Source organism: Nonomuraea sp. JJY05 (assembly GCF_043496855.1).
In the GTDB taxonomy this organism is placed as follows: domain Bacteria; phylum Actinomycetota; class Actinomycetes; order Streptosporangiales; family Streptosporangiaceae; genus Nonomuraea.
Genome location: NZ_JBIEIS010000054.1, coordinates 34162 through 52337 on the forward strand (window position 1 = coordinate 34162; position 18176 = coordinate 52337).

Sequence of the window (18176 nt, forward strand, 5' to 3'; positions counted from 1 at the left end):
CCGGCCGCCGTCGCCGGACCGCTGCCGGACGGCGGCCGGGCCCTGTCGCCGCGGCCGGAGATTCACGTCTTTCTTCTGCTCGCCGCTCCTCCTTTGGCGGGGCTGCGCGTCGAAGCCATGCCGCCGGTCGGGCCGGGAGACAGATGGTGCTCCAGAGACTTCATGATCTCGGGTGCCAGGACTTCCGCCAGCGCGGGCGCGAGGGCGTCCGCCAACGCGGACGACAACACCTGCGTGAGCAGGAGCCTCTCCATCGGCGAGGCCTTCGACGCCGTACGCGAGGTCGACGACAGGGCCGATTCGATCAGGCTCGCCATGGGGTCCACGCCGCGGGCGCGGGCCTTGGTGGTCTGGCCGGACTCGCTGAGGATGTCGCGGATGAGGTCGTCGATCATGGACTCCAGAGGGTTGTGCTCGGATGAGTTACCGGTTTGCTCCGGCGCCATGAGGTGCTCCTTTACGGTCGGTGTGAGCCGCCTCCCGGTTCCCCTTGCCGGGAAACCAGGAGACGGCGTTCTTCCTTGCGGTCCAGCGGGCGCGGTTATCGGGACGCAAGGGCGGCCAGCATCAGCGGGTGTTCGATGCCGGTTTCCTCGCCGCCTTCGGTGCGGCGGCGCATGAGCGCGGCGAGCATGAGGGGGTGTTCGAAGATGTTCATCCCGCTCTCCTTGCGGCGGCGCATGAGCGCGGCGAGGAGGAGGGGGTGTTCGATGCCGGATTCTTCGCCGCCTTCGGTGCGGCGGCGCATGAGCATGGCGAGCATGAGGGGGTGTTCGATCATGCTCGTTCCGCCTTCCTTGCGGCGGCGCATGAGCATGGCGAGGAGGAGGGGGTGTTCGATGCCGGATTCTTCGCCGCCTTCGGTGCGGCGGCGCATGAGCATGGCGAGCATGAGGGGGTGTTCGATCATGCTCGTTCCGCCTTCCTTACGGCGGCGCATGAGCATGGCGAGGAGAAGCGGGTGCTCGATGCCCATCTCGGTGGTCTCCTCGCGGCGGGCCGCGAGTGCGGCGAACATCAGCGACTCGAACGCCTCCCGCTCCTCGGTGTCGCGCTCAGACGTCTCGGTACGCTCTGCGGTCGTGGTCATCTGATTCCCTTTCAGGCATGGTGGTGTTGCCGGAGATGCATGCGAGCGATACCCGCGGGCGATAGGCCCCATTCACCAAAAGAGCGTGTCGTACGGTTCCTGACCTGGCCTTTTACGTGGATCGGACGAACATGCATGCAAGGCTCCAGGGAGGGCACGTCCGTCGCGGCGCCGACCGCGGGCTAGGTCCATCGGCGTAGAACGGCTAGGACCGGTGACCGATCCGGGACGGCCCCCACGTGTGCTGATACTCCTGCTCATGTCGATCGACTCCACGCAGCGCCAGTCGGGCGTGCGGCCGTTTCTCGTCGGGATGTTCGTGGACGCCCTGGGCAGCGGCCTGTACTACCCGCTCACCTTGCTGTTCATCCACAGGGTCACCGGTCTGCCCATGACGGTGGTCGGGCTGGGGGTGACGGCCGCGGCCGCGGTGGGGCTGGCCGCCAATCCGGTGGCAGGCGTGCTCATCGACCGGTTCGACGCACGGCGGGTGCTGATGGGCACGTACGTGCTGCGCGGGCTGGGCTTCGCCGCGTACCCGTTCGTGGACGGCTTCGCGGCGCTGATCGTCGTCGCCGCGGTGGTCGCGTTCGGAGATCGGGCCTACTATCCCGCCTCCGGCGGCTACATCTCGGTCCTGGCCACGGGCGCGGACCGGGACCGGCTGTACGCGCTGATGTCGACCGCCAGGAACGTCGCGTTCGGCCTGGGCGGGCTGCTGTCGGCGGGGGTGGTGTCGCTGGGCGGCACGACCGGCTTCGTGCTCATCGCGTCGGTCAACGCGGCCAGCTTCGTCGTGGCCACCGTGTGCCTGGTCCTGTCGGGGCGGCGCGCACCGGTGGAACCGGCGCCCACGGAGCGAGGTGGATACCGGCGGGTGCTGGCGGACCGGCCGTTCCTCGGGCTGGTGGCGGCCGAGCAGGCGTTCACGCTGACGCGCCTGGTCCTTCCGGTGGCGCTGCCGGTGTACGCCGTCACGGTGCTCGGCGCCCCCGCCTGGCTGCTGGGCCTGCTGTACACGCTCAACACGATCCTGGTGGCGGTGGGCCAGCTCGCGGTCCGGCGACGCCAGCGCGCCGCCCGCCGTACCCACGCCATGGCCCTCGGCGGGGCGGTCCTGATCGTGTCGTGCGTCGCGTACGCCGCCGCGGCCGCCTTTCCTCCCGGGCCGTCGCGCGTCATCGCCATGGTGGCGGCCACCCTCCTCTTCACGGCGGGCGAGCTGATGCACGCCACCCCCTCGTGGGCCCTGGCCGCGGCAGCGGCACCGCCCGCCCTCCGCGGCCGCTACCTGGCGACCCACCAGCAGACCTGGGCCATCGGCAACGTCGTCGCCCCGGCCGCCTTCTCGGCCCTGCTGGGCGCCGCGCCCTGGCTGCTGTGGGGCACGCTCACCGTCCTGCTCGCGCTGGCGAGCCTCACCCTCCTGCGCCTCTCCCACCGCCTCCCACCCGACGCCGTCGCCGCCCCGGGCGCCTGACCTCGACCTCTCGGCTTGACCTTGACGCGACGTCAACGTATCTAATCGGGGGCGACCGCGCCGAGAGAGCCGAGAGTGGGGGAACGATGGTCAGGGCCGCGCTGCGGATCGTGGTGTTCGAGCTGAAAGGTCTGCTGGCCATCGGGCAGTGGATCGTCCGGCGGCGTCATGGCGTGCCGGCGGGGGCGACCGTCGTGACGTACGCGAAGGCGCAGACGTTCATGCTGTCGCTGATGCTGTTCGCGATGGCGGTCGAGACCGTGGTGGTCGATCTGCTGCTGGTCGCGCTCGACGTGCCGCCGTGGCTGCGGTTCACGGTGCTGATCGGCGACGTGTACGGGCTCCTGTTCGGGGTCATGCTGGCCGCCGCCTGCGCCACCAGGCCGCACGTCATCACCTCGGACGAGTTGCGCATCCGGTTCGGCGTGTACCTCGACGTACGCGTACCGGTCGAGCGGATCGCCGCCGTGCGGACCAGTCGTAACTACAACGAGAGCAGCATGGTCGCCGTCAAGGACGGGCGGCTCAGCGTGGCGGTCTCCTCGCAGACGAACATGACGGTCGAGCTGACCGAGCCGGTCGCCTTCGTGCGCCCGTTCGGCAGCCGGGGGGAGGCCACGTCGATCCGGTTCTTCGCCGATGAGCCGGAGAAGGTCATGGCGGCGCTGCGTACTGACCGGACTGCTGAGGCCGCCTGATCCGGGAGTGCTGCGTACTGACCGGACGGGGTGAGCGCGCCTGATCGGGGAGTGCTGCCTACCGGCCGGACGGGTGAGCGCGCCTGATCGGGGGCGTCGTGGGCCGGGGCCGCGGAGTTGGGGCCGTGAGGAGGCTGAGGGCCGGGCCGCGACGGGCCCGGCCCTCCGAGCGGTTACCGGGTGATCTTGATGTCGTCCACGCCGGCCTCCACCAGGGAGGCGCCCGAGGCGTCGGCGGCGTCGATGAGGATGCGGACGGTCTGGCCCGCGAACGCGTTCAGGCCGGCCGTCGCGGTGGTCCAGGCGCCGTTGCGGTTGGATGCGGCGCCCGCCTGGTTCAGGACAGTGGTGGTGGTGCTGCCGACCACGCGGACCCGGAAGTAGTCGGCGCTGGAGGCGTTGGAGCCGTGCGCCAGGTACCACGAGAACGACAGGTTGAGCGGGCCCGTGGACGGGAGCGTGATCGGGGGCGACTGGATCGAGGTGATGCCGCCGTCGATGTCGAAGTCACCGGCGGCCGAGCCTGCCAGGCGGCCTGTGACCAGGTCGTTCGTGCCGCTGACCGTGGTGCCGAGCTGCTTGGCGCCGCTGGAGGTGGTGGCCTCGGGGTCGCCGCGCTCCCACTGGCCGGTGGTGGCGGTGTCGGTGCTCGACGGGTTGACCGTCCAGCCGTTGGCCGTCTCGAACGTGTCCTGCCAGACCACGACGGGCGGTACGGCGGTGGCGATCGTCCACACAGAGTACGCGATCGCGTCGGCGTTGCGGTCGAGCGCGGTGTCGTTGATGTTGGACGCGGTGTCGCAGGAGCGGTGGTAGCAGGCGTCGAACGCCTGGCCGGCGGTGCCGCCCCACAGCGTCGCCTGGGCCGAGCTCTTGATGCCCTCCGCGCCCGTGAACGTGCCGCCCGCCGGGATGCCGACCGCGATGAACGGGCCGTAGTCGGAGCGGCCGTCGAAGTCGGTGCCCCGGGTCGGCACGCCGATCGACGTGAAGTAGTCCTGGATGACCTTCTCCAGCTCCGCGGACCCGGCGGGGCCGGGACCTGAGCCGGTGCCGTCGGAGTTGTCGCCGTCGTAGACGAAGTATCCGGGGTTCGGGGAGCCGACCATGTCGAAGTTCAGGTACCCCTTGATCCGCGCCCGGTCCGCGGCCGGCAGGTTGTTCACGTAGAACTGCGAGCCGCGCAGCCCCAGCTCCTCAGCGCCCCACCACGCGAAGCGCAGGTGCTTGGCCGGCTGGAGCGCCTGGCGCGACACCTCCAGCGCGGTCTCCAGGATGGACGCGCTGCCCGAGCCGTTGTCGTTGATGCCGGGACCGGCGGTGACGCTGTCGAGGTGCGCGCCGACCATGAGGATGTCGTTGGGGTCCCCGCCCGGCCAGTCGGCGATCACGTTGTAGCCGGTTGCGCCGTTGTAGGTGAACGACTGGAGCGTGGTGGTGAAGCCGGCGGCGTCCAGCTGGCCGCGTACGTAGTTCGCGGAGGCCAGGTAACCAGGGCGGCCGTGTGCCCGGTTGCCGCCGTTGGCGGTGGCGATGGACTGGAGCTGGGTGAGGTGGGCCTTGACGTTGGTGAGGGAGATGTTCGGGGCTGCCGCGGCCTGGGCCGGGACAGCTGTCAGGGTGGTGATGGCCAGGGATAACGCTGTTGCCGCGACGATGATCGATCGCATTGCGGCGCCTCCATCCGAGGTCGAGGGTGGGAGATCCCGAGATGGTGCTCGTTGGAACCGGTGGTGCCGTAGCGCGGTAGTGCCAAGGTGGTGCCCGGGTGGACAGAAGGTGCTGCCCACCCGGTGGGAGCCGTCAGGCGGCCGTCTTGGCGGCCAGGGGTACCGCCGCCGCGGGAGCGGTTCGCGGCGGGATGGAGCGCAGGTCGAAGGCGAAGCGGGCGACGGAGTCCGCGATCGCGTCCAGGTCCACGTCCAGCGCGGTGTCGTTGATGTTGGCGATCGTGTCGCACGCCTGGTGGTAGCAGGCGTCGTACGCGACCCCCGCCGTGCCGCCGAACAGCGCCGCCTCCTCGGCCGTCTTGATGCCCTCGGCGCCCGTGAAGATCCCGCCCGCCGGGATGCCGACGTCGATGAACGGGCCGTAGTCGGAGCGCCCGTCGAAGTCGGTGCCGACGGTGGGCAGGCTGCGCGAGCCGTAGAAGGCTTCAAGCTGCTTCTCGATCCGGTCGGATCCGGGCGGACCGGCCGGGGAGCCCTCGTTGTCGGAGTTGTCCCCGTCATACAGCTTGTACGCGTAGTTCGGCGAGGCCACCATGTCGAAGTTCAGGTAGACCCGGATCCGGTCGCGCTGCGTCTCCGACAGCGACGCGACGTACTGGTCGGACCCGAGCAGCCCGATCTCCTCGCCCGCCCAGAAGCCGAAGCGGACCTTGTTCTTCACCGGGTAGAGCGCCATCTCCTCGGCGACCTCCAGGATGGAGGCGGAGCCCGAGCCGTTGTCGTTGATGCCGGGACCGGCGGGCACGCTGTCGAGGTGGGCGCCGACCATCACCACGTTGCGCGGGTCGCCGAAGCGGGACTCCGCGATCACGTTGTCGTTGGTGCCCAGCACGAGGGTGGAGTCCACCTTGAGCCGTACGGTCGCCCCGGCCGTGGCCGCCAGTTCGTTGCCGACCGCGAAGTCGGCGAAGACCATCGGGACCCCGGCCCGCCACTCGCCGATGTCGAGCGGGAACGCGTCGGTCCGGCCCGGCTGGCCCTCGTTGAACACGATGATCCCGGACGCCCCGGCGCGCCCCGCGTTGCGGATCTTCAGGGCGAAGGCGCACGTGCCGCGCTGGATGAGCGCGATCCGGCCGGCCACGAACCCGGCGAAGTCGGACGCTTCGCAGCCGCTGGTCGAGGTGGGCGTCGGGGTCGGCGGCAGGGTCAGGTCAACGGCCTGGACCTGCGCGGTCACGTCACCCGCAGGGGAGGGCTCGAAGGAGAAGAAGTCCTCGTTCGGCACGTACGTCTTCGAGTTCGGCGCGGTGAGGTTGAGCGTGGGCGGGGAGTTCTCGGTCCAGCTCTCCACGAAGTTGATCGGCTGGAGGGTGACCTTGTATCCGGCCTTGCGTAGTTTGCCCGCCACGTAGTCGCGGGAGGCGTTGTAGCCGGGGGTGCCCGCGGCGCGGGTGCCGCCGTTGGCGTTGGCGATCGCCTGCAGGGCGTCAAGGTGCTTCTTGGCGTTCGGGCCCTTCACCTGCTTGACGAGCAACTTGGCGAAGAGGTCGTCAAGCCCGCCGGCGTTGGCCGGGGTGGTCAGAGCCAGTGGTAGGGCCAGTGCGGTGATCAGTGCGATGGCGATTCGACGCATAAGGGTTCCCCTGGTGGACGAATGCGATGATTCCCCCGAGCCGCCACGTGAACGTAACCCGACAGAGGATCACTGAGAAGGCCCACTAGGGCGTCAATATCCGGACATATCCGGTTGGGGTCACTCGGCGCGACGGGCGCGGGCGCGCCGCTTGCCCTCGTGCATCGCCTGTACGCGGGCGACCGGGATCGTGTGCCCCTCCTCGACCAGGTCGGCGGGCAGCCGCTGCGGCTCGGGCATGGACTCGGCCCACGGGTCCGCGTCCTTGAGCAGCCCGGCCGCCGTGTGGACGGTGAAGTCGGAGGGCGCGACCTGATCGAGCGACTCCCACGCCACGGGGAACGACACGGGCGCGCCGGGGCGTACGCGAGGGCTGTAGGCGGCCGCCACCGTGGCCCCGCCCGCCCTGGTCGAGTCGATGAACACCTTGCCCGCGCGGTCCTCGCGGATGAACGCCGTGGTGGCCAGCGCCGGATCCACCCGCTCGGCCCGGGCCGCCAGCGCGCGCGTGGCCGCGGCCAGGTCCTCCATGCCCGTCCCCTCGGCCACGGGCACGAACACGTGCACGCCCTTCGCCCCGCTGGTCTTCACCGCGCCCGCCAGCCCGGCGTCGTCCAGGGCCTGGCGTACCAGGAAGGCCCCGCGCACGGCCAGCTCGAAGGAGTCGCTGCCGTCGGGCGGGTCGAGGTCGAGGATCATGTGGGTGGGATGGGAGCCCACGAACAGCCCCGGGTGGTACTCCACCGCCCGCTGGTTGGCGAACCAGAGCAGCGTCCTGCGGTCGTTGCAGAGCGCGTACGTCACCTGCCTGCGTGACGCCTCGGCCCACACGGAGACCGACTGCACCCATTCGGGGGCGTACTTGGGCAGGTTCTTCTGCATGAACGGCTCCTGCCCCGGCCGTACGCGGATGACCGAGAGCGCCCGGTCGCGCAGGACGGGGATGATCCGGTCGCTGACCGCGTCGAGGTAGTCGACCAGGTCGCGCTTGGTCGCGCCGGCCCCGTCGAACAGGGGCTGGTCGAGGTTGGTGAGCGCCACCCCGTCGCGTGTCTCATCGCCGGCCACCCGCCCTACGATGCCCATGACGTGTGTCCGAGGTCAACAACTGGAGCCCGATGACTCGCTTCCTCTACCTCACCCGCCACGGCGAGGCCACGCCGGACGAGAGCGGTCTGACCGCGAACGGCCGCCGCCAGGCCGCGCTGCTGGGCGAGCGGCTGAAGGACGTCCCCCTCTCCGCCGTCCACCACGGTCCGCTCCCGAGGGCCGCCCAGACCGCGCGCCTGATCGCCGAGCACCTTCCCGGCGTGCCCGTGCGCGTCTCGGAGGCGGCCGGTGACTACGTCCCGTACGTGCCGGCGAAGGACGAGCTGCCCCCAGAACACGCGGACCGGTTGCTCGGCTTCCTCGCCGGCTTCCCGGAGGACGGCGGCGCGCGGCTCGCCCGCCAGGCCGAGGAGCTGTTCACGGGGCCGGTGGAGGAGACGCGCCACGAGCTCGTCGTCACGCACAACTTCCTGATCGGCTGGCTGGTCCGCGAGGCCATGGACGCCCCCGGCTGGCGCTGGCTCGGGCTCAACCACTGCAACGCCGCCCTGACCGTCATCCGGTACGCGCCGGGCCGCCCCTCCTCCGTGCTCTTCTTCAACGACATGGAACACCTGCCGTCCGAGCTCAGGTGGACCGGATTCCCGCCCGAGCTGCGCCTATAGGCGCGCCGTACCCGCCCCTCGCAGGCCGGGCAGCGCGGCCGGCCGCCCGCTGAGCAGCAGGAGCAGCGCCTGTACGGACCCTTCGACCACGTCGCCCTCGCCTACCGACCAGTCCACGTCCGTGGCCACGAGCCGGAGCCCGCGCAGGCGCCGCTGCGGATGGAAGGGGAAGCCGCGCTCCCAGATGTGCACGGCGCAGGTGCGGGCCGCCTCCAGCGGCATGGCCCGGTCGAGCCCGAGCGGCACGGCGATGTCCTGGGCGTGGACCAGCACGTCGAAGAGCGGGTCGAGCGGCTTGGTCGTCGGCGCCCGGCGGTGCGAGGTGGCCGACTCGCGCACCTGCGCGACGATCTCGCCGGTCGGCAGCCTGGCATGACGTACCGCCGTGTCGCGGATGAAGCGATCGAAGCTCCCGCGCGCCCGGACGAAGTCCACCATCGCCCGAGGGACGTTCACCGCGGTGGCGAGCGCGAGGTGGGCGGCCACGTCGCGGACGCGCCAGCCCTCGCAGAGCGACGGCCGCTCCCAGTCGGCGGCGGGCAGCGAGTCGAGCAGGTCGGCCACGCCGCGCCGCTCGATCTCGAGGGCGGCCCAGATGTCTTCCTGGTTCATCGCACCCCCAATTTGCTAAGGTAGCCTTAATATAAGGCTTCCTGAGCAAATGGAGAAGGGGCTTGGCCGCCACGCATCCACCGCACGTCATAGCCCTGCTCTACGAGGCGTACCTGCGCCTGCAGGACGTCGTGCTCGACGCCGGCAGGACGTACGACGCCCGCATCCGGCCCGCGCACTCGGCGGTGTTCTTCCACATGGAGCACGACGGCATCCGGCTGAGCAGGCTCGCGGAGAAGGCACAGATGACCCCGCAGGCGATGGGGGCGCTGGTCGACGACCTGGAGGAGCTGGGCGTCCTGCGCCGGGTGCCCGATCCGGCCGACCGCCGCGCCAAGCTCATCGAGTTCACCGAGCGCGGGGAAGAGGCGCTGAGGGTCGGCTACGCCGCGATCGACGACGTCGAACGACGCCTGGCGGCCCTGCTCGGCGAGGACGGCCTCGCCGAGCTGAACGCCACGTTGAGCCGCGTCATCGAGGCCTTCTGAGGGGCCTTCCGAGGGGCCTTCTGTGGGTCCTTCTAGGGGGTCGTCCTGGCCATCGTCTCCCGTTCCTCGCGGGTGGGGATCAGGCCGGCGGGCGCGAGGATCTTCGACTCCTCGAACGGCGCCTCCGTGGTCGGCAGCGGCTCACGCGACCTGACCGCCTTCACCCACACGCGCAGCGCGTCGAGGATCACGATGACGATCAGGACCGCGAACAGCGCCGCCAGGATCCCGTCCACGGTGGAGTTGAGCACGATCTGCTCCATCGCGTCCCGGGTCTTGGCCGGCGCGAGCAGCTTCCCCTGGTCCAGCGCCGTCTGATAGCGGTCGCGCTGGGCGAAGAAGCCGAGCGTGGGGTCCGGGGAGAACACCTTCTGGTAGCTGGCCGTCAGCGTGACGGCCGCGTCCCAGGCCAGCGGCACCCCCGTCACCCAGGCCCACTTCAGCCGGCCGCTCTTGATCAGCAACGTCGTGGCGACCGTGAGCGCCACCGCGGCGAGCAGCTGGTTGGCGATGCCGAAGAGCGGGAACAGCTGGTTGATCCCGCCCAGCGGGTCGTTGACGCCCACGTACAGGAAGTATCCCCAGGCCGCCACGACGACGGCGCTGGCCGCCACCAGCCCCGGCCACCAGCTCACCCTGGAGATCGGCTTCCACAGGTTGCCCAGCGTGTCCTGCAGCATGAACCGCCCCACCCGGGTGCCCGCGTCGACCGTCGTGAGGATGAACAGCGCCTCGAACATGATCGCGAAGTGGTACCAGAACGCCTGCAGTCCCGCCCCGCCGATGAACCCGGAGAAGATCTGCGAGATCCCGACCGCCAGCGTGGGCGCGCCGCCCGTCCGGGCGATCAGGGTCTGCTCCTGTACGGCCGCCGCCGCGGCCTGCAACTGCTCCGGCGTGATCACGAAGCCCATGTTCGTGACCGCCTGCGAGGCGCTCTGCACGGTGGCCCCGACGACGCCGGCCGGGGAGTTCATCGCGAAGTAGAGCCCGGGGGTCAGGACGCAGGCCGCGGTGATGGCCATGACGGCCACGAACGACTCCATCAGCATGGAGCCGTACCCGATCATCCGGACCTGGCTCTCCTTCTGGATCATCTTGGGCGTCGTGCCGGACGAGATCAGCGAGTGGAATCCCGACAGCGCGCCGCACGCGATGATGATGAACACGAACGGGAACAGCGACCCGGCGAACACCGGGCCCTTGCCGTTGAACGCGAAGTCCGTGAACGCCGTCGTCTTCAGCGTGGGCATGGTGACGGCGATCCCGATCGCGATGAGCACGATGGTGCCGATCTTCATGAACGTCGACAGGTAGTCGCGCGGCGCGAGCAGCATCCAGACGGGTAGCACCGCGGCGACGAACCCGTACGCGATGAGCCACAGCGCCAGCGCGGACGGGCTCAGCGTGAAGAACGGCGCCCAGTTCGACTCCTGCACCCAGCCGCCGGCCACGATCGACAGCAGCAGCAGCGCGACCCCGATCACGGTGGTCTCGACGACCTTGCCCGGCCTGATCACCCGCAGGTAGAAGCCCATGAACAGGGCGATCGGGATGGTCATGGCGATGGAGAAGACGCCCCACGGCGACTTGGCCAGGGCGTTGACCACGACCAGCGCCAGCACGGCGAGCAGGATGATCATGATGGCGAAGACCGCGACGAGCGCCGCCACCCCGCCGACCGGCCCGATCTCCTCGCGGGCCATCTGACCGAGGCTGCGGCCGTTGCGCCGCATGGAGAAGAACAGGATCACCATGTCCTGAACGGCCCCGGCGAAGATCACTCCTGCGACGATCCAGATGGTCCCGGGGAGGTAGCCCATCTGGGCCGCCAGCACGGGCCCCACCAGCGGCCCCGCCCCGGCGATGGCGGCGAAGTGGTGGCCGAACAGGATCCGGCGGTCGGTCGGCTGGTAGTCGATGCCGTTGTCGAGCCGCTCGGCCGGGGTGGCCCTGCGGTCGTCCGCGCCCAGCACCTTGCGGACGATGAAACGGGCATAGAACCGGTAGGCGATGGCGTACGAACCGAGCGCGGCGGCCAGCAGCCAGACCGCGTTGACGTTCTCCCCTCGGGACAGGGCCAGCACGGCCCACCCCGCGGCCCCGACGAGCGCGACCGCCGTCCAGATGATGATGGAACGCAGCTTCACCGGTTACCTCCCCCATGTGATGGGCCATATAGAGGTCGCCCCAGGCAGCAGCGCAGTCCGGCGTCCGGCGGCAGATCGGTCGTGAAACGCCGCCAGCGCCACAGCGGGCGGCAGTCGATCGTGACGGGGAGTTCGGCGAGATGCACCCAGGCGGTCGGATGGGCGTACACCTTCTCGTCCTCGTCGCCGAGCCGGCGCGCTCGCCGGGGGAGCCGGGAACGGGATAACGGCCGGACCGAGAACTCTCCCGCGTCGGCGCAGCACAGGCCGGTCACGTGCCAGTCGAAGAACACCACTTCGTCGTCGCGCAGTGCTTCACGGGCGGCCGGCGTGAGCGTGACACGGGGCATCTGTGGCTCCTGAAAACCAGGTAGCTCAGAAATCATCGACGGCCTTACCCGCCGCCGCCCCTCCCGAAACGCCGCCCGCCGGGGCCCGCCGCCCACATCGCACCGTAGGCGGAGTAGCGGCTCAGTCGACCAGGCGGTGCTCCCAGGCCCAGGCGACGATCTCGACCCGGTTGCGCAGGCCCAGCTTGGTCATGACGCCGGACACGTGGCCTTTGACGGTGCTCAGCGAGATGAAGAGCTCGGCGGCGATCTCCTGGTTGGTGCGGCCCCTGGCGACGGCCCGGACGACCTCGAACTCCCGGTCCGACAGCGGCTGCGCGGGCGCGCGGCGGACCGGGGCGGTGGCCGTGAGGTGGCGCAGCAACCGGAGGGTGAGCGAGGGGGAGATCAGGGCGTCCCCGGCGTTCGCGGCCCGGACCGCCTCGACGAGCAGGTCGGGGCCGACGTCCTTCAGCACGAAGCCGATCGCCCCGCCGCGCAGGGCGCCGTAGACGTACTCGTCGAGGTCGAAGGTGGTGACGACGACCACCCGCAGCGGGTCGGCGACCTCCGGCCCCGCGAGGGCCCGCGTGACCTCGATGCCGTCGAGCCCGGGCATCTGGATGTCCACGAGGCACACGTCGGGGCGCAGCCGGCGGGCCAGGGCGACCGCCTCGGCGCCGTCGGCGGCCTCGGCGACGACGCTGATGTCGGGCTGGTCCTCCAGGATGAGGCGCAGGCAGTCACGGATCATCGCCTGGTCGTCGGCCAGCATGACGGTGATGCCGCTCATGGGTGCTCCCGCGCCGGGACGGGGAGGGCGGCGACCACGGACCAGCCGGCGCCGGGACGGGGGCCCGCGCGCAGCGTCCCGCCGAGGGCCTCGACGCGTTCGCGCATCCCGACCAGGCCGTATCCGCCGCGTCCGCGCCGGCGGGCCGGGCCGGGAGGGGCGTCGTCGGCGACCTCGACGGTGACCGAGTCCCGGGCTCGCGTGACGGTGACGGTGACCGAGCGGGCCTGCGGGGCGTGGCGGGAGACGTTGGTCAGCGACTCCTGGACGATCCGGTAGACGGTGGTGGCCACCTCGGGCGGCCAGAGTGCGGTGTCCTCGTCGTCGGGGAGCCGCAGCCGTACGGCGGGTCCGTGGCCGCCGAAGCGCCTGACCAGCTCGTCGAGGCCCTCAAGGGCGGGCAGGCCCCGGGCCGGGTCGCGGAGCAGGCCGACGACGCGGCGGGTGGCGGCCAGGGCGTCGGAGCCGGCCGCCTCGATGTCCGCCAGAGAGGTCGCCAGCCGCTCCGGCTGCTTGTGGGCGAGCAGCCGCGCGGTCTGCGCCTGGAGCACGACGCACGTGACGTGGTGGGCGACGACGTCGTGCAGCTCCCTGGCCAGCTCCAGGCGCTCGCCACGGCGTACGCGCTCCTCGACGGCCCGGCGGCGGGCGGCCAGCAGCCGCGGCCACAGCCCGGCCACGACGGCGCCCGCCCAGCCCACGGCGCTCATCGTCCCCATGGCCGGCTGGGCGGCGGCGGCGAAGGCCCCCGCCACCACCACGAGCCCGCCACCGGCCACGGCGCAGGCCGGACGGGGCGCAAGCACCCGGACGGCGGACCCGACGAGCACGGACAGCCCCAAGATCACGCCGGGACCGGGCTCGGTGGGCAGGTGGGCGGCCTTCGCGACCACGATGGCGGCCGCCGCGACGCCCAGCCCCGCGACCGCCGTCCACAACCGGCTCCGCCGGCGGACGAGCGCGAGCGCGCAGACCACCGCCCCGGCGGTGCACCCGGACACCCAGTACGCGCCACCCCAGCTCGTGCTGATCCGGTAGCCGTAGAAGGCGAGCACCGCCGCGGACACCGCGCCGATCACCACGTCGGCCGCGATCCCGGCCCGCCACTCCCGCACCCGCACACCGCCCAGGCTAGGAGCCGCCGCCCGCCCGCCACACCGGCCGAAAGTACGGTCATGCGGCCCTGAGCCGAACAAGTAGGAGTCACCGATCGCGATGGGGCTTCACCGGCGATCGACCGGCCAGCAGACTGTTCCCGCGGCCATCGCCAGTTCTCCTGCGAAACGTGAAGCGTGGCTCTTTCGCAGGAGCGTCCATGCGATGGCCGTCACCATTCCGGCATCCGGTCCGGGGTCGAATCTGCACGTCCCGGGAGGACAGCACGCCTGCGGGCGGAGAAAAATCCGTACCCGCTTCAACGATCGATCGCTCCTGATCATGAACGGCTTGCCATCATGTGCTCACGCAAAGCAGTAATCCCGGCGAAGGTAGGTGTGCGTGAACGTAGAGGCGGAGATCCTCGATCTGAAGCTCCGGGTGGAAGCTCTCGAAGCGACCCTGCGCTCCAGCGGCAGCCTTGACCGACGCCCCCGGCACAACGACATCGTCCCCGCCCAGCCCGGCCCGTACCGGTCCGACCTGCCGGCCCTCGTCGCGCAGGTGTCGATCAACGTGTCCGAGCTGAGGGCCGAGGTCGCGGACGTCCGCACCGAGGTGAGCCAGGACTTCGAGGCTCTGATCGTGGAGGTCGCCGGGCTCCGCGTGCAGATGAACCAGAGCTTCAAGGCCGTCCACTCGGACCTGCTCGGGAAGATCGACTCGCTGCGCTGCGAGATGATCGACCTCGGCCTCAGGCTCGACCGGTTGATGGAGCCGGGCGGCGCCTGAGACCGCCGGGCGTCAGGGGGCGCCGAGGTCGTCGGCCAGCCGGCGCAGGTAGGTCGCGAACTGCCGCCGGTCGCGCTCGTCCCAGGAGGCGGTCAGCTCCTCGAAGGCCCGGCGCTGCCACTGCCTCGCCCCGTCCAGCAGCGCGTGCCCGCTGTCCGTGAGCCGCAGGGAGGCGCGGCGCCGGTCGTGCTCGGAGGTGTCGCGGGCGAGATAGCCCGCCTCGACGGCGTCCTTGACCATGCGGCTGGCGCCCGAATGATCGAGGCCGAGCTGGTGCGCCACCGTGCCCACCGTGGGCGGCTCGAGCGCCTGCCCGCCGGCGCGCGTGTTGGTGTGCACGGCCTCCACCACCAGGATGTGCTGCACGTGACGCAGCTCCCCGGTCAGCTCCTCCGACGCCCGCCCGGCCCATCGGCGGGACCAGAACCGCACCAGGTGGAACAGCGCCGGCCCTCCGTCGGCCTCCTCGCTCATGCCCTCACCCTACGACAGTTGCATGCGATACGCACGTATGATTATGTGCGATTCACATACATCTTCGGAAAGGGATGCCGTCATGGCCATCGTCATGAACCACCTGATCGTCCCGGCCGCCGACCGCGAGGCGGCGGCCGCGTTCTTCGCCGGCCTGCTGGGGCTGCGGGTCGGCCCGCCCGCCGGGCCGTTCGCGCCCGTCAGCGTCAACGACGACCTCACCCTCGACTTCGACGACCGCCGCGCGCCCCAGCCCGGCCACTACGCCTTCCTGGTCGACGACGACACCTTCGACGCGCTCATGGAGCGGCTCAAGGGGGACCCGGCGATCGACTACGGCTCCGGCCCGATGAACGGCTGGGACCGCGAGATCAACCACCTGGCGGGCGGTCGCGGCGTGTACGTGCGCGACCCCAACGGCCACAGCTACGAGCTGTTCACCGCCGAGCCTGAAGATCATTAAGTCATCGGTTCATCGGGCGCCGCAGGTGGGCAAAGCACGATATAGCCGGTAAATCCAGCGAAGCGGAGAGAAGGGCAAAGTGCCAGCATCTGGCCCCCTCGGGTGGCTAGAGTGATGGTTCCAATATCGGCGGGATATTTCCTGGTATCCGCAGCGCGAGGAGTCGCGGGTGAATCACCGCGTGACCGACGAGGCCATGGTCCGAGCCCTGTACCGCGAATACGGCGCCCCCCTGATGGCCTTCGCCGTCCGGCTGACGGGTGGCGATCGGCGCTGGGCCGAGGACGTCGTGCAGGAGACCCTGGTGCGCGCCTGGCGCAACCTCCCCGACCTGCGTACCGAGTCCGGCTCCCTGATGCCCTGGCTGGCGACCGTCGCCCGCCGCGTGGTCATCGACAACAGGCGCCGCTCCGGCTCGCGCCCGCTCGACACCGTCGAGGACGTCCCGGAACGCCTCAACTCGGTGGCCGCGGAGGACGAGCAGCTGTTACGCGAGATCGTCGTGACCGACGCGATGATGTCGCTCTCGCCTGCCCATCGCCAGGTGCTCACGGAGACGTTCCTCCTGGACCGCACGGTCCAGGAGGCGGCGGAGATCATCGGGGTCCCCGTGGGCACCGTGAAGTCCCGCGTGTACTACGCCATGCGCGCGTTACGCGTGGCGCTCGAGGAAAGGGGGGTGACGCTGCCATGACGTGGGAGGCGCGTCACTACGAGAGTCACACCGAAAGGGGGGTGACGTTGCCATGACGTGGGAGGCGCGTCACTACGGAAGCCACCGCGAAAGGGGGGTGACGCGCTCATGATGGAGATGCGTCACGAGGAAAGGGGGGTGACGCTCTCATGACCGAGGTGCGTCACGAAGACGTGGCCGCGTACGCGCTCGGCCTGCTCCGCGGGGAGGAGAAGGCCGAGTTCGAGCGCCATCTGAGGGGCTGCCCGAGCTGCGCGGAAGAGGCCGGGGCGTTCGCCGAGATGGGGCAGCTGATCAAGACCGTCCACCCGGACGACCTCCTGCCCAGCCCGCCCGACCCCGAGGTCGAATCGCTCCTGGTGCGCCGCGCCGCCACCGAACGCCGCCGCCGGAGCCTGCACCGCACGTTCATGTCCGCCGCCGCCTGCGTGCTCGTCGCGGCCGGCGTCTTCCTCGCCGTCAACTCGGTCACCGGCGGCCCGAACCCCGACAGCATCCACAGCCCGGCCCGCGCGCTCCTCATGACCGGCCACACCTACTCCGCCACCGACAAGGGCACCGGGGTATCCGCTCTCGTCGGACTGGAGGACAAGGGCTGGGGCACCCACGTCGCGCTGGAGCTCAAGGGCGTCAAGGGTCCGCTGCAGTGCCGCCTCATGGCGGTGGGCAATGACGGCCGCTCCGAGGTGGTGGCGAGCTGGGGCGTGCCCGACAAGGGGTACGGCGTGCCCGGGGCCCCCGACCCCCTGCTGCTGCACGGCGGCACCAGCCTCCCGGAGTCCGAGCTGAACCACTTCACGGTCGAGACCTTCGACGGCAGGAGCCTGGCCACGATCCCAGTGTGAGCTCACAGCCGCGGCAGGCTCGCGGACCTGCCGCGGCTCAGCGGATCCCGTCCCAGGGAGCGCCGCCGGCCCCGCCGTACGGTGCTCGGCGGCGCTCCCGGCCCGCAACCGGGCCAGGTGGAGGTGGGCCGGCGCCGTACTCACCCCCGTCGGGGGCAGGGGCAATCGACTTACCCGCTCACATAGAGGCAGAACGGGTGCCCGGCCGGGTCGAAGTGCACGCGTACGTCGTCCTGCGGCTGGAAGTCGGCCACGGTCGCGCCCAGCTCGACGGCGCGGGCGCTGCTCGCGTCGAGATCGTCGACCTCGATGTCGAGGTGCATCATCATCTGCTGCCTGCCCGGCGACGCGGGCCAGGCCGGGCGGACGAAGCCGGGGTCGCTCTGGAAGGCCAGCCCGGTGCCGCCTTCCGGCGGGACGAGCACCACCCAGTCGGGCTCCTCTTCCTTGACCCGCCAGCCGAGCAGCTCGCGGTAGAAGGCGGCCAGCGCCGGCCCGTCGAGCGCCTCCAGGCACACGGTCGACCACCGGAAGCTCATGCGGGACCTCTCAAATGAGTCGTGAACCAGTTTCTGGCGTGCTCGGCCACGGTCTCCAGCGCGCCGGGCTCCTCGAACAGGTGGGTGGCCCCGGGCACCACGGTGATGCGGCTCTCGGCGCGCAGGCGCTGCTGAGCCTCCTCGTTGAGCTTCACCACGATCGGATCCCGGCCGCCCACGATGAGCAGCGTAGGCGCGCGCACCGCCGCGAGTCGAGGCCCCGCCAGGTCGGGGCGCCCGCCGCGCGAGACGATCGCGGAGATCGCGTTGTCCGGCTCGGCCGCCGCCCACAGCGCCGCCGCCGCGCCGGTGCTGGCCCCGAAGTAGCCGATGGGCAGCCCCGCCGCCTCCTCCTCCTGCTCGCGCAGCCGTCGCGTACGTTCCAGCAGCCGCTCGGCGAGGAGGCCGATGTCGAAGACGTTCGCCCTGTCGGCCTCCTCCTGGGGCGTGAGCAGGTCGAACAGCAGCGTGCCCAGCCCCGCCTTGTTGAGCGCCCCGGCCACGTAGCGGTTACGCGGGCTGAGCCGGCTGCTGCCGCTGCCGTGCGCGAACACCACCACTCCATGAGCGCCGTCAGGAACGACCAGATCGCCGGACACGTGCCCCACCTCCC

Annotated in this window: 21 protein-coding genes; 8 read left to right on the forward strand and 13 right to left on the reverse strand. The window is 70.9% G+C overall.

Annotated elements, in window-relative coordinates; all coding sequences use genetic code 11:
• Positions 1–62 precede the first annotated feature (62 nt).
• On the reverse strand, positions 63–395 hold the full coding sequence (locus tag ACFKCF_RS52050) for a hypothetical protein (protein WP_394503615.1): 333 nt from the start codon (positions 393–395) through the stop codon (positions 63–65).
• A 146-nt stretch (positions 396–541) separates the two neighbouring features.
• On the reverse strand, positions 542–1090 hold the full coding sequence (locus ACFKCF_RS52055; RefSeq protein WP_394503617.1) for a hypothetical protein: 549 nt from the start codon (positions 1088–1090) through the stop codon (positions 542–544).
• Between the two features lie 259 nt (positions 1091–1349).
• Here ACFKCF_RS52055 and ACFKCF_RS52060 point away from each other — a divergent pair, with 259 nt between their 5' ends.
• Positions 1350–2570 carry an MFS transporter gene (locus tag ACFKCF_RS52060; RefSeq protein WP_394503618.1) on the forward strand — a complete coding sequence of 407 codons (1221 nt, stop codon included), beginning with the start codon at positions 1350–1352 and terminating at the stop codon, positions 2568–2570.
• 86 nt (positions 2571–2656) lie between these two features.
• Positions 2657–3268 carry a hypothetical protein gene (locus tag ACFKCF_RS52065; protein WP_394503620.1) on the forward strand — a complete coding sequence of 204 codons (612 nt, stop codon included), beginning with the start codon at positions 2657–2659 and terminating at the stop codon, positions 3266–3268.
• A 173-nt stretch (positions 3269–3441) separates the two neighbouring features.
• On the opposite strand, the gene ACFKCF_RS52070 is transcribed toward ACFKCF_RS52065, so the two are convergent.
• The 3 genes from ACFKCF_RS52070 to ACFKCF_RS52080 all read right to left on the reverse strand — a co-directional run bounded on the left by ACFKCF_RS52070 (position 3442) and on the right by ACFKCF_RS52080 (position 7642).
• Positions 3442–4938 (reverse strand): M28 family peptidase, encoded by a 1497-nt coding sequence (locus tag ACFKCF_RS52070; RefSeq protein ID WP_394503622.1) that lies wholly within the window; start codon positions 4936–4938, stop codon positions 3442–3444.
• Positions 4939–5071: 133 nt separating this feature from the next.
• The gene (locus ACFKCF_RS52075) at positions 5072–6574 is read right to left on the reverse strand and encodes a M28 family metallopeptidase (RefSeq protein WP_394503624.1); all 1503 of its coding nucleotides are present in this window, start codon (positions 6572–6574) and stop codon (positions 5072–5074) included.
• A gap of 120 nt (positions 6575–6694) precedes the next feature.
• On the reverse strand, positions 6695–7642 hold the full coding sequence (locus ACFKCF_RS52080; protein WP_394503626.1) for a DNA polymerase domain-containing protein: 948 nt from the start codon (positions 7640–7642) through the stop codon (positions 6695–6697).
• A 50-nt stretch (positions 7643–7692) separates the two neighbouring features.
• On the opposite strand from ACFKCF_RS52080, the gene ACFKCF_RS52085 reads away from it, so the two are divergent.
• Positions 7693–8289, forward strand: coding sequence for a histidine phosphatase family protein (locus tag ACFKCF_RS52085; protein ID WP_394503628.1), 597 nt, complete (start codon positions 7693–7695; stop codon positions 8287–8289).
• On the opposite strand, the gene ACFKCF_RS52090 is transcribed toward ACFKCF_RS52085, so the two are convergent.
• The gene (locus ACFKCF_RS52090; protein WP_394503630.1) at positions 8284–8901 is read right to left on the reverse strand and encodes a maleylpyruvate isomerase family mycothiol-dependent enzyme; all 618 of its coding nucleotides are present in this window, start codon (positions 8899–8901) and stop codon (positions 8284–8286) included. The genes ACFKCF_RS52085 and ACFKCF_RS52090 overlap by 6 nt on opposite strands.
• A gap of 62 nt (positions 8902–8963) precedes the next feature.
• Between ACFKCF_RS52090 and ACFKCF_RS52095 the strand changes: the two genes are divergently transcribed.
• Positions 8964–9389, forward strand: a complete 426-nt coding sequence (locus tag ACFKCF_RS52095) for a MarR family winged helix-turn-helix transcriptional regulator (protein ID WP_394503632.1) — start codon at positions 8964–8966, stop codon at positions 9387–9389.
• Positions 9390–9421: 32 nt separating this feature from the next.
• Here the strand turns inward: ACFKCF_RS52095 and ACFKCF_RS52100 are convergent, their stop codons facing one another.
• The 4 genes from ACFKCF_RS52100 to ACFKCF_RS52115 form a co-directional block, all read right to left on the reverse strand.
• Entirely contained in the window at positions 9422–11539 is a 2118-nt protein-coding gene (locus ACFKCF_RS52100; RefSeq protein ID WP_394503633.1) for a carbon starvation CstA family protein, read from the reverse strand.
• On the reverse strand, positions 11536–11889 hold the full coding sequence (locus tag ACFKCF_RS52105; protein ID WP_394503635.1) for a hypothetical protein: 354 nt from the start codon (positions 11887–11889) through the stop codon (positions 11536–11538). The genes ACFKCF_RS52100 and ACFKCF_RS52105 overlap by 4 nt, the downstream gene beginning before the upstream one ends.
• 121 nt (positions 11890–12010) lie before the next feature.
• Positions 12011–12661, reverse strand: a complete 651-nt coding sequence (locus tag ACFKCF_RS52110; RefSeq protein WP_394503637.1) for a response regulator — start codon at positions 12659–12661, stop codon at positions 12011–12013.
• Positions 12658–13782, reverse strand: a complete 1125-nt coding sequence (locus ACFKCF_RS52115; RefSeq protein ID WP_394503639.1) for a sensor histidine kinase — start codon at positions 13780–13782, stop codon at positions 12658–12660. The genes ACFKCF_RS52110 and ACFKCF_RS52115 overlap by 4 nt, the downstream gene beginning before the upstream one ends.
• Positions 13783–14158: 376 nt before the next feature.
• Here ACFKCF_RS52115 and ACFKCF_RS52120 point away from each other — a divergent pair, with 376 nt between their 5' ends.
• The gene (locus tag ACFKCF_RS52120) at positions 14159–14548 is read left to right on the forward strand and encodes a hypothetical protein (RefSeq protein WP_394503641.1); all 390 of its coding nucleotides are present in this window, start codon (positions 14159–14161) and stop codon (positions 14546–14548) included.
• A gap of 12 nt (positions 14549–14560) precedes the next feature.
• On the opposite strand, the gene ACFKCF_RS52125 is transcribed toward ACFKCF_RS52120, so the two are convergent.
• Positions 14561–15022: a MarR family winged helix-turn-helix transcriptional regulator gene (locus tag ACFKCF_RS52125; protein WP_394503642.1), complete on the reverse strand. Its 462-nt coding sequence runs from the start codon at positions 15020–15022 to the stop codon at positions 14561–14563.
• Between the two features lie 82 nt (positions 15023–15104).
• Between ACFKCF_RS52125 and ACFKCF_RS52130 the strand changes: the two genes are divergently transcribed.
• The 3 genes from ACFKCF_RS52130 to ACFKCF_RS52140 all read left to right on the forward strand — a co-directional run bounded on the left by ACFKCF_RS52130 (position 15105) and on the right by ACFKCF_RS52140 (position 17024).
• Positions 15105–15485 (forward strand): VOC family protein, encoded by a 381-nt coding sequence (locus ACFKCF_RS52130; protein ID WP_394503644.1) that lies wholly within the window; start codon positions 15105–15107, stop codon positions 15483–15485.
• Between the two features lie 196 nt (positions 15486–15681).
• On the forward strand, positions 15682–16179 hold the full coding sequence (locus ACFKCF_RS52135) for a sigma-70 family RNA polymerase sigma factor (RefSeq protein WP_387570666.1): 498 nt from the start codon (positions 15682–15684) through the stop codon (positions 16177–16179).
• Positions 16180–16328: 149 nt separating this feature from the next.
• Complete coding sequence (locus ACFKCF_RS52140) at positions 16329–17024, forward strand: anti-sigma factor family protein (protein WP_394503646.1); 696 nt, start codon at positions 16329–16331, stop codon at positions 17022–17024.
• A gap of 170 nt (positions 17025–17194) precedes the next feature.
• Here ACFKCF_RS52140 and ACFKCF_RS52145 read toward each other — a convergent pair whose 3' ends face one another.
• Complete coding sequence (locus tag ACFKCF_RS52145) at positions 17195–17563, reverse strand: VOC family protein (RefSeq protein WP_394503647.1); 369 nt, start codon at positions 17561–17563, stop codon at positions 17195–17197.
• Complete coding sequence (locus ACFKCF_RS52150; protein ID WP_394503649.1) at positions 17560–18162, reverse strand: dienelactone hydrolase family protein; 603 nt, start codon at positions 18160–18162, stop codon at positions 17560–17562. The genes ACFKCF_RS52145 and ACFKCF_RS52150 overlap by 4 nt, the downstream gene beginning before the upstream one ends.
• Positions 18163–18176: the final 14 nt, after the last annotated feature.